This window comes from Asticcacaulis sp. (genome assembly GCF_020217185.1).
Lineage (GTDB): Bacteria > Pseudomonadota > Alphaproteobacteria > Caulobacterales > Caulobacteraceae > Asticcacaulis.
Genome location: NZ_JAIWNX010000004.1, coordinates 1 through 10,000 on the forward strand (window position 1 = coordinate 1; position 10,000 = coordinate 10,000).

Consider the following 10,000-nt stretch of genomic DNA (forward strand, 5'->3'; position numbering starts at 1 on the left):
GGTCTTGCGAATGTCTTCGGCCTGGATTTCGATGTCCGAAGCCATACCGCGCGCCCCGCCCGACGGCTGGTGCACCATGATCTTGGAATTGGGCAGCGAGATACGCTGACCGGCTTCACCGGCTTGCAGGATCAGCGAGCCCGCCGAAGCGGCCATGCCCATGCACACGGTGGTGACCGGCGACTTGATGTACTGCATGGTGTCGTAGATCGCCAGCGCCGAGGTCACCTGACCACCGGGGCTGTTGATATACATGGAAATTTCCTTTTTCGGGTTTTCCGATTCAAGGAACAGCAACTGAGCGCAGATCGAGGTCGCCATGCCGTCTTCAAACGGACCGGTGAGGAAGATGATGCGTTCCTTCAGCATCCGCGAATAGATGTCGTAGGCGCGCTCACCGCGGCTCGATTGCTCGATGACCGTGGGGATCAGGTAGCTGGTCAGGTTTTCGACTGGATCGCGCATGGAAGTCCCTAAAGCGTTATGGGTTATGAGACCGCATCTAAGGCTGATTTGATTAACCGAAGGTATGCGCAGTCCCTGTCGCGTTTAAATTGGCAATTTGCCTGCGCGTTTTCAAGTGGAGAAACGCAAAGCGCCTTACTGGCCTCCCTCCGGTTTGAACTCCACCGGTTTCGGGCAGTTGATCTTGGCGCACATCCTCTCGCGCGTTTTTTTCATCATGTCCGGCATAACATTCGACATGGCCTCCATCATCTTAGGCGTCATGTCCGCTGTCTTTCGCATAATGGCACGGCCGCGCGGGTCCTCGTAAAAAGAAACCATGTATTTCAGTTCATCCTCGGTGAAGGCCTCGGCATAGACCTTGGTCATGCTATCGAGAATCTGGGGCATATGCTCTTTGGTGATCTCGAGGCTGATAGACATCATCGCCTCCATATCTTTGGTGTCCGCCTTAGGGTCCAGGTTCTTAGCCTGCTTCACCATCATCGGGACCATGGCCTTGGTCATGCGATCCATCGTCTGATCGAACTCAATGGCTGCAAAATAACGCTTCACCAGCGCGATCTTTTCCGGCGTGGCGGCTTCCTGAGCCATGGCCGAAGGGGTCAGGCCGGCGGCGGCGAAAAGCAGTGTGACAGCAATCAGAAAACGGCGCATGGCCTTCCCCCCTAAAAAAATGACAGCCTTGCATAGCAGATACAAACGGCGTGCCCACAAAAAAGCGCAGGAGATGCTTCTCCTGCGCTTTTCTTATTCCGGCAATACCGTCGAAACGGGATCAGTCCTCTTCGTCGGCCAGCAGGTCTTCCTTGCTGATCGGCTCCTCGCTCACCTTGGCGATGGCGAAGATATGATCGACGACCTTTTCTTCATAGATCGGGGCGCGGATCTGAGCGGCGGCGGCGGGGTTCTGACGATAGAACTCGAACACCTGACGCTCCTGACCGGGGAAGTTGCGGGCTTCGCGAGCGATGGCCTGCGCCACTTCCTGCTCAGACACCTGCACATTGTTCTTGGTGCCGATTTCGGCGAGGACCAGACCGAGGCGCACGCGGCGCTCGGCGATCTTCATATATTCGCCCTTCAGCTCGTCTTCCGACTTGGCGGCGTCTTCTTCGGACAGTTGACCAGCGGCCTTGTCCTGCTCGACCTGCTGCCAGATGCCGGCAAATTCGGCGTCCAGCATCTTCTTCGGCAGTTCGAACGAGTGCTTTTCGTCGAGGATGTCCAGTAGGGCGCGCTTCATCTTGAAACGGGCGGCCTGAGCGTATTGCTGTTGCAACTGGCCCTTGAGCAGGTCCTTCAGCGCGTCAAGACCTTCGAGGCCGAGGCCCTTGGCCCACTCATCGTCGGCCACGGCGTCCTTGGGGGCCGAGATTTCGTGCACGGTGGTTTCAAAGGTCGCCGCCTTGCCGGCCAGATTGGCCGCGCCGTAATCGGCCGGGAAAGTCACGTTCAGCACGCGCTCTTCGCCCTTCTTGGCGCCGATCAGTTGCTCTTCGAAGCCCGGTATGAACTGGCCCGAACCGATGACCAGTTCAGCGCCTTCCATCGAGCCACCTTCGAAGACTTCGCCGTCGATCTTGCCCACGAAGTCGATCTTCAGCTTGTCGCCGTCAGCCGCCTTGGGGGCCTTGCCGCCCTTGGGCTCATACGACTTGGTTTGCTTGAGGATGTTTTCGAGTTGCTCGTTCACTTCCTCATCGGTCGGCTCATAGACCGGACGCTTCAGTTCGAGGGTCGAAGGATCGACCGGCTCGAATTCCGGCATTTGCTCGACCGAGATTTCATAGGCCAGGTCGGCCTCGCCCTTGATCACGGCGTCGATGTCGCCGATCGGGTTCAGTTCCGGCTGGCTGGCCGGGCGCACCTTGTGCTGCTCCAGCGTCGCCTGCGAGGTTTCGTTGAGCTGCTCCTGAAGGACTTCGCTCATCAGTTCCTTGCCATACAGCTTGCGAACGTGCGCCGCGGGCACCTTGCCCGGACGGAAGCCCTTGATTTGCATCTTGGGCGCGATGTCCTTGATCTTGGCGTCGAGCTTGGCGGCCAGGACGTCCTTGGCCACGGTCACTTCATAGACGCGCGACAGACCTTCATTCAGTTTTTCAACGACTTGCATCGATCTATTTTACCTGTTGCGAAGGGCAGCTACCGAACATCGCGTTCGTTCCGCGGTTCGCCGTTAGAGACAAACAACCGCCCGCGCAGACCGCGGGCGGCAAATTTAAAGATGCGCTCTTATGGCATGAGCGGGGATAAGGTCAACGATAAAAGCGGGTTTGACGGAAATTCGCCTGAGACTAAAATGAGATAGATTTTTGTCGCCCCACGAACCCAGATGTCATTGCTCAGCAGACTGTTAGGCCTCTTCTTACCAACATGTCGCATCGTCTGGCGTGTCGATGCGCCGATTCTCGAAGCCGAGCGCCGCCTAAAGCGCGCCACCGATCCTCGTCCACAGTACAGGCTATTTGATCAGGATGTTGGCCTGTTCAGAGGAAGTATACATGAGGGTCGCTTCAATCTGGGTTTGAAAAGGCAAAACTACGGTCGAAACTTTTTTCCGCCGCGTTTGAGTGGACGTTTTGAGGCTCTCGATGAGGCGACACGCGTTATCATATTCATTAAACCGAACAACGCGAATATCGGCATCTGCGTCTTTTCCGCACTGAGTATGTTCCTTTTCTTTGGTGGCTGGAGATTCGTCGTCGAAGGGAATGTTTCAGGTTTGTGGGTAGGGGTAATAGCGTTTCTAATGACACTCTTGCTCACAAGCACTTGGCATTACACACATTTCCACGGCAAGGCTGAGGAAATGCAGGTTGCCCTAAGGGCAGCCTTGAGTGGCGACGAAAGCGGGTTCTACCCCTTTTCCGGCTGAACCTCCGGGTCGCCCAACTGCCTTTCGCGGCAATCGGTCAGCTTAGGCAAAAAGACCCAGCGCGGCCATCAGCAGCTTGAGAAGATATGGAGACAACACGTACAGCAGAGCTACGGTCGCGCATTGAGCCAGCGCGCTTCCCAATGCCATTTTCCACGACACGGAAAACACATTCACCGCCAGCACGATGATCATGACCACCGAGGTGAAAAGAAAATGTCTCAAGATCGTCTCAATATCGGACGACCTGTCAAAAAGCCACCAGACAAGCGTTATGGGTAGGGCAGCGAGGAACGGAGACATCCAGACCAATGACCACGTTCCTGCACTTTGCCACCTGTATTCCCTATCCAGATCTGATTGCGAAACGATCCGCCGCATAGCTTAGACCTTGGGAGTTTCCGGCTCCGGGTCGCCCAGTTGGCCTTCCCACTTGGCCACCACCGCCGAGGCGACGGTATTGCCCACCACATTGGTTGCTGAGCGGCCCATGTCGAGCAGATGATCGACCCCCAGCACAATGGCGATCCACGCATCCGGCAGGCCGAAATAGCTGAGCGTCGCCATAATGACGACCAGCGAGGCGCGCGGCACCCCGGCGATTCCTTTTGAGGTGACGAGCAGCAGGAACAGCATCATCACCAGTTGCCCTGTGGTGAAATCGACCCCGTGCGCCTGCGCGATAAACAGGGTGGCGAAGGTACAGTAGATCATTGAGCCGTCGAGGTTGAACGAATAACCGAGCGGCAGGACGAAGGAGACGATCTTGCGCGACACGCCGACCTTGGGCAGGCCATCAAGCAACTTGGGATAGGCAGCCTCTGACGAAGCGGTCGAAAAGGCCAGAAGCGCCGGCTCACGCGACGCCGCCAGAATTTTGAAGATGCGCCCGCCAACAAAGATCAGACCGGCCAGAATCAGCACGATCCACAGCACGCCCAGCGCCGAATAGAAACCGCCGATGAACTTGGCATAGGTGACAAGGATGGGCAGGCCCTGCTTGGCCACCGTCGCCGCCAGCGAACCGAAGATGGCGAACGGAGCGAACTTCATCACCAGCTCAGTCACCTTGAGCATGATCGACGCGCCCTGTTCGGCCAGGCGCATGATGTCGGGCGACTTGTCATCCAGCATGGCGATGGCAGTGCCGACGAACACCGAGAAGACAACGATCTGAAGGATCTCGTTCTTGGCCATGGCGTCGATGATCGACGACGGAATCATGTGGGTGATGAAGGATTCCAGCGTGAAGTTCGACGTGTTGGGCGCGTTGATGGCGTCCGCTGCGGTTTGCAGGTTCATACCCGCGCCCGGCTGCAACCATTCGACCATCACGATACCGAGCAATAACGACACGATGGAGGCGGCGATGAACCAGCCCAGCGCCTTGCCGCCGATGCGACCCACGGCCGCCGCGTCTTCCATATGGCCAATCCCCGCCACCAGCGTGAACAGCACCAAGGGCGCAATGATCATCTTGATCAGCAGCAGAAAGACCTTGGTCAGCAGGCCATAGATCGAAATGGCCTGTTCGAGTTGCGCCGCATCCAGATACTGGTTGCTGGCCCATCCGGTGGCCACACCCAGCACCATGGCCGCGATAATAAAGAGGGCAAACTTGTTTTTCACGGAGGGCTCCGGTTAAGCTAATTGCACCTGACACTACCCATGTGCGGCGTATTAGCAAGGGGTACGCCCGATGAATCCATTCACTGCACAGGAAAGCGGTCCTGAATTCAGGCCCCTGCGCGCGGGGTTTGGGCGGCCGCAGGCTTGCTCTGCGGTCAGAATCGGCGGCGGATTCCGCCCATGTCAGACGCCGCCCATGCCCTGAAAAACCGCTATTTTGACCGCCGCAATGCCCAATTGCGTCAGTCGGCAGGGCCTGACCGCGCTGCACAGGGCGAACGGGAATGGCGCACGCTGGAAACCCTCACCCGCCTGAGCGGCTATGGCGACGTGATGCAGCCCTCCACCGGGCGTGTCGTCGATGCCGGATGCGGCGACCGCTATCTGGAAAGCGGTGCCGCCGCGCGCGGCTTCGCCTATCAGGGTTACGATATCGACACGCTGAATTTCGAAAGCGACGCCTTTCCGCTGGAGGCGCAAAGCCTTGACCTGTTTGTGTCTCTGGCGGTGATCGAACATCTGCGCGACCCCGGCCTGTTCCTCTCCGAGGCCTTGCGCCTTCTGCGCCCCGGTGGCGCGGTGGTCATCTCCACCCCCAATTTTCAGCAGGATTTCCGCAACTTCTATAACGACCCGACCCACGTCAAACCCTACACCCCGCATAGTCTGGCCCTTGTGCTGAAGCTGGCCGGTTTTGCGGACGTTCAGGTCTATCCGGGCCTAAGATGTAAGCCGGACTGGTACTATCAGGGGAACAACCGCTTCTGGAAGGCGCGCTATCTGCTGCCGTTTCGCGGCAATAACAGACTGGCGCCCGACTGGCTCAAAGGCCGCGCGACCTCCATGTTCGCCATTGGACGAAAGCCCCTGTGAAGATCACCCACTTGAACAATTCGTTCCTGATGATCGAAGCGGGCGGCACGCGCCTCCTGTGCGACCCGTGGGCGGGCGTCGCCAATGAAGGCGGCTGGCATAGCTTTCCGGAATATGACCCCGATGCGCTCCACGCCTTCATGCGCTCGGCAGACGCCATATATATCTCGCACATCCACGCCGATCACTTCGACCCGGCCCTGCTCAAAGCCTCAGGTGTTCTCGATAAGCCTTTCATCATAAAGGATTTCACCACTAAGACGCTAAAAAACCGTCTTCTAAGGCTGGGGGCTGCGCGGGTGATCGAACTGACGGGCCTGACGCGGTTTGACTTCGGCGGCCTGTCGCTGAGTATCGTGCCTCAGATGACCAGCAATAGCGGGGGCCTTGAGGATCAGATTGACTATGATCTCGATACCTCGCTTATCGTGCACGGTGACGGTCTGACCCTGTTCAATCAGGTCGATAATCCCCTCTCGCTCGATAACTACCGCACGGTGCGCGACTACATTGAACGCACCTATGGCGCGCTGGACGCCGCCTGCCTGATGACCGGGGCCGCCAGCGGCTATCCGCAGCATTTTGTCAATATTGATCGTCCCGCCGAACAGGCCGCCGTTATTGCGCGCTCCCTCGACAAGTTTTCGGCCATTATCGACGTGCTGCAACCGCGCCTCTACATACCGGCGGGCGGCACCTATATCATACCGGGGCGCTTTGCGCCCCTCAACCGCTGGGTGGCTCAGCCGGATTTTCCGGCCCTGCACCAACGGCTTAACGGGCGCGCGCAGGCCTTTGATATCGAAGGCGGCCTTTGCCTGGACCTCAGCGATCTGACGCTCAGCCAGCCCCTCAGCCCCCTGCCCCGAAGCAAGGCCGAAGCCGTTAAGGCCCATGCCTCCGATCCCTATCCGCACGACGATTTCGACGACAGTGACGTGGATGCGGCCGCGCTCGACGCCCTGTTTGCAGACGCCTACGCCCGCTACAGCGTCCGCATGGCGCAAGGCGGCGTGGTGATCGGTCAGACCGTCACCTTTATCCTGCACAAACGCCTGAGCGTGGACGCCGACGGGGTGCCATCGGATGACATTATCGGGCGTTTCCCCCTCAGCGACCACCGGGCCGAAGGCCACGCCCTCAACATTCACCTGGATCGCAAGCTGTTCATCAAAGGGCTGTCGGGGCGGTCGAACTGGAACCAGCTCCTCAGTCTGGCCCTGTTTGAACGCACACCCAACCTCTACCTGCCGACGGTCGATTTCAGCCTGAACTATCTGGTCTGCGCCCCGCCGCCTGCCGGATAATCAGCCGTGCGCCAGTTCGATCAGCGTATCGACGGTCCTGAGATTGCGTGCCGTCAGTTCCGCCTTGAGGAAGCGCGGCAGCTTTTCGGCCACCACCGACTTGCCAAAGCCTTGCGGCGTGTAGAGATAAAAAACACCCTCCCCCATGTGGAACTGCTCGCCCTGCGTGGCCAGCGCCGCGAGGCCATCAGGGTCATAGGTCTTTATCCCGCCCTTGATAAACATCAGATGCACCTTTTTGTGCCCATCCTCTCCCTCCGGCGCGTAGGGACAGGCCTGACGCGCGGCGCGGACCTGCTCAAGGCTCAGCACGTGGCAGACGGGCCTGAACCCAAACCGCGCCCCTATGTCGGCGGTAATCAGATCGGGCAGGCTTTCGGCGGTCTTTCCGCTTTCAAACACGGCATTGCCGCTCTGGATATAGGTGCGCGGATTATCGAGGCCCAGTGCCGCAAGGCTTTCGCGCCAGTCCTTCATCGGCAACCTGTTGTTGCCGCCGACATTCACCCCGCGCAGCAGCGCCACATAGACCGTCATGCCCGCCTCCTGTCTCTTTGGCTTAACGGATAGAACGGGAAGGGGGCGTTAGCCACAGCTTTTTCCGCACACAGATCGCAATTGCACCACGCCCCCTAGCCAAAGCGAGCCGATATGTCTAAAGGAGAGCCAGCGCGGCTATGGCGGAATTGGTAGACGCACCAGGTTTAGGTTCTGGCGCCAAAAGCGTGGGGGTTCGAGTCCCTCTAGCCGCACCACCTCCCTTTTTAAAGACACCTGCGCGTTCAGGTCGCCATCCCGACCCGATGCCGCCGGAATGGCGTCGCATAATTGCCACTATTTCCTACTCATTTGATTTTAAATATGTACGCGCGCCCTCGCTTCGTTTATTAATGTTCACACATATTCACATTAAGCTACTGATTTATATATTTTTATTCAAAGCCACGCTTGACATCAATTAGCAAAACTAATCGTCTCCCTTAGAACATATGCCTCGGCTCAGCTCTTTAAACGGGTCTATGCCGCTCCAAGATATGGCCCAGTTCAAGCCATGATCTGTTCAGGAGCATTCCCCATGTCCATCCGTGCCTCCCATCGCACACTGGCCGCCGCACTCACCGCGACGACGGCCCTCAGCTTCGTATCCCTGCCCGCCTTCGCGCAGGAAGCCACCGCTGACAGCGACGTCACCGAAGTGGTCGTCACCGGCAGCCGCACCCAGCCGCGTTCGCGACTCGATACCCTTGCCCCCGTCGATGTGATCCGTAAGGACGCGCTGGATGCGCAGGGCTCGACCGAACTGGCGCAGGCCCTGTCGCGCGTCGCCCCGTCCCTCACCTTCCCGCGCCCGTCGGCCGTGGATGGCACCGACAGCGTGCGCCCGGCCTCTCTTCGCGGCCTCAGCCCGGACCAGACTCTGGTCCTGCTGAACGGCAAGCGCCGCCACACCTCGGCGCAGGTCAACACCAATGGCTCCGCCGGTCGCGGCTCGGCTCCGGCCGACCTCAACGCCATCCCGACCTCGGCGCTCAGCACGGTCGAAATCCTGCGCGACGGGGCTTCGGCGCAATACGGCTCGGACGCCATTGCCGGTGTCGTCAACCTGCGTCTGCGCGAAGCCCGTTCGGGCGGCAGCGTGTCGGCCAGCTATGGCCAGTACAATACCGAGGTCGAAGCCGCCCGTTCATCGCGCAAGGAAAACGACGGCCGCACCTATAATGTCGCCGGCTGGGTCGGCCTGCCGCTCGGCGAAGACGGCTTCCTGACCGTTTCGGGTGAGTACCGTAACCGCGAAGCGACCAACCGAGCCGACACCGATCCGCGCGTCACGCCCAACCGCGTCACCGGTCGTTACGGCGATCCGGAGCAGGAAAGCATCGCCCTGTTCGCCAATGCCGCCAAGCCGCTGGAGAACGGCTGGAAGCTGTATAGCTTCGGCGGCGTACAGAGCCTTGAGTCCGAAAGCGCGGCCTTCTTCCGTCAACCGGGCAACAGCGGCAATGTCGCGGCCATCTATCCCAACGGCTACCTGCCGCTGATCAATGTCAAGTCGAAGAACTATTCCGCGACCTTTGGCACGCGCGGTCAGTGGGGCGACTGGACGTCCGACTATTCGGTCAACTGGGGCCGCAATGAACTGGAATATAACACGCTCAATTCGGTGAATGCCTCTTACGGCACCGCTTCCAAGACCAGCTTCTATGACGGCGAAGTCATCTATGACCAACTGGTTCTCAATGCCGACATCAGCCGTGAGTTCCCGATTGGCTTCTACAGCCCCCTGACCTTCGCGCTGGGCGTCGAAGGCCGCCACGAAAACTATCAGATCAAGGCCGGCGAACAACAGTCCTGGGCGCTGGGCCCCATCACTTCGGCCACCGCCGGGGCGCAGGGCTTTATCGGCTTCCAGCCGTCAAATGTGGTCGATGTCAACCGCGACAATTTCGGCCTCTATGCCGAACTGAGCGCCACGGTCGTGCCGCAACTGAGCTTCGACTTTGCCGCCCGCGCCGAAAAATACTCGGACTTTGGCGACAACCTGTCGGGCAAGCTGTCGCTGCGTTATGAACTGACCGATAATCTGGCCCTGCGCGGTTCGGTGTCCACGGGTTTCCGTGCGCCGTCCCTGCAACAGCAATACTTCACCTCGACGGCTTCGGTCGTGTCGGGCGGCGTGGTGGTTGAAACCGGCACCTTCCCGGCGTCGTCTGCGGTAGCCAGAGCGCTCGGCGCCCCGGCGCTGGAGGCCGAAGAGTCCACCAACTATGCAGCCGGCTTCGTCTATCGCAAGGGCCCGTTTGAGCTGACGCTTGATGCCTACCGCATCAATATTGATAACCGCATC

The 10,000-nt window shown here is 59.2% G+C and carries 10 protein-coding genes and 1 tRNA gene; 5 read left to right on the plus strand and 6 right to left on the minus strand.

Annotation, left to right across the window (positions count from 1 at the left end; all coding sequences use genetic code 11):
• The 3 genes from LDL37_RS00175 to tig form a co-directional block, all read right to left on the minus strand.
• A partial coding sequence (locus LDL37_RS00175) for an ATP-dependent Clp protease proteolytic subunit (protein ID WP_290792651.1) occupies positions 1–465 on the minus strand: 465 nt, incomplete at its 3' end.
• Positions 466–600: 135 nt separating this feature from the next.
• Positions 601–1,122 (minus strand): DUF2059 domain-containing protein, encoded by a 522-nt coding sequence (locus tag LDL37_RS00180; RefSeq protein ID WP_290792654.1) that lies wholly within the window; start codon positions 1,120–1,122, stop codon positions 601–603.
• A 121-nt stretch (positions 1,123–1,243) separates the two neighbouring features.
• Positions 1,244–2,584: a trigger factor gene (gene tig, locus LDL37_RS00185; protein ID WP_290792657.1), complete on the minus strand. Its 1,341-nt coding sequence runs from the start codon at positions 2,582–2,584 to the stop codon at positions 1,244–1,246.
• Positions 2,585–2,803: 219 nt separating this feature from the next.
• On the opposite strand from tig, the gene LDL37_RS00190 reads away from it, so the two are divergent.
• Positions 2,804–3,346, plus strand: coding sequence for a hypothetical protein (locus LDL37_RS00190; RefSeq protein WP_290792659.1), 543 nt, complete (start codon positions 2,804–2,806; stop codon positions 3,344–3,346).
• A gap of 42 nt (positions 3,347–3,388) precedes the next feature.
• Here the strand turns inward: LDL37_RS00190 and LDL37_RS00195 are convergent, their stop codons facing one another.
• Both LDL37_RS00195 and LDL37_RS00200 read right to left on the minus strand, forming a co-directional pair.
• On the minus strand, positions 3,389–3,727 hold the full coding sequence (locus tag LDL37_RS00195; protein WP_290792661.1) for a hypothetical protein: 339 nt from the start codon (positions 3,725–3,727) through the stop codon (positions 3,389–3,391).
• A gap of 3 nt (positions 3,728–3,730) precedes the next feature.
• Positions 3,731–4,975, minus strand: a complete 1,245-nt coding sequence (locus tag LDL37_RS00200; RefSeq protein ID WP_290792663.1) for a dicarboxylate/amino acid:cation symporter — start codon at positions 4,973–4,975, stop codon at positions 3,731–3,733.
• Between the two features lie 180 nt (positions 4,976–5,155).
• Here LDL37_RS00200 and LDL37_RS00205 point away from each other — a divergent pair, with 180 nt between their 5' ends.
• Together LDL37_RS00205 and LDL37_RS00210 are read left to right on the plus strand one after the other, a co-directional pair.
• A complete protein-coding gene (locus LDL37_RS00205; protein ID WP_290792665.1) occupies positions 5,156–5,848 on the plus strand; it encodes a class I SAM-dependent methyltransferase in 693 nt (230 codons plus the stop codon).
• Complete coding sequence (locus LDL37_RS00210) at positions 5,845–7,155, plus strand: MBL fold metallo-hydrolase (RefSeq protein ID WP_290792667.1); 1,311 nt, start codon at positions 5,845–5,847, stop codon at positions 7,153–7,155. The genes LDL37_RS00205 and LDL37_RS00210 overlap by 4 nt, the downstream gene beginning before the upstream one ends.
• Here LDL37_RS00210 and LDL37_RS00215 read toward each other — a convergent pair whose 3' ends face one another.
• Entirely contained in the window at positions 7,156–7,692 is a 537-nt protein-coding gene (locus tag LDL37_RS00215) for a DUF1697 domain-containing protein (protein ID WP_290792669.1), read from the minus strand.
• Positions 7,693–7,826: 134 nt separating this feature from the next.
• Here LDL37_RS00215 and LDL37_RS00220 point away from each other — a divergent pair.
• A tRNA-Leu gene (locus LDL37_RS00220) sits at positions 7,827–7,910 on the plus strand.
• Between the two features lie 320 nt (positions 7,911–8,230).
• Positions 8,231–10,000: TonB-dependent receptor (locus LDL37_RS00225; RefSeq protein ID WP_290792672.1), on the plus strand; the 1,770-nt coding region annotated here is incomplete at its 3' end.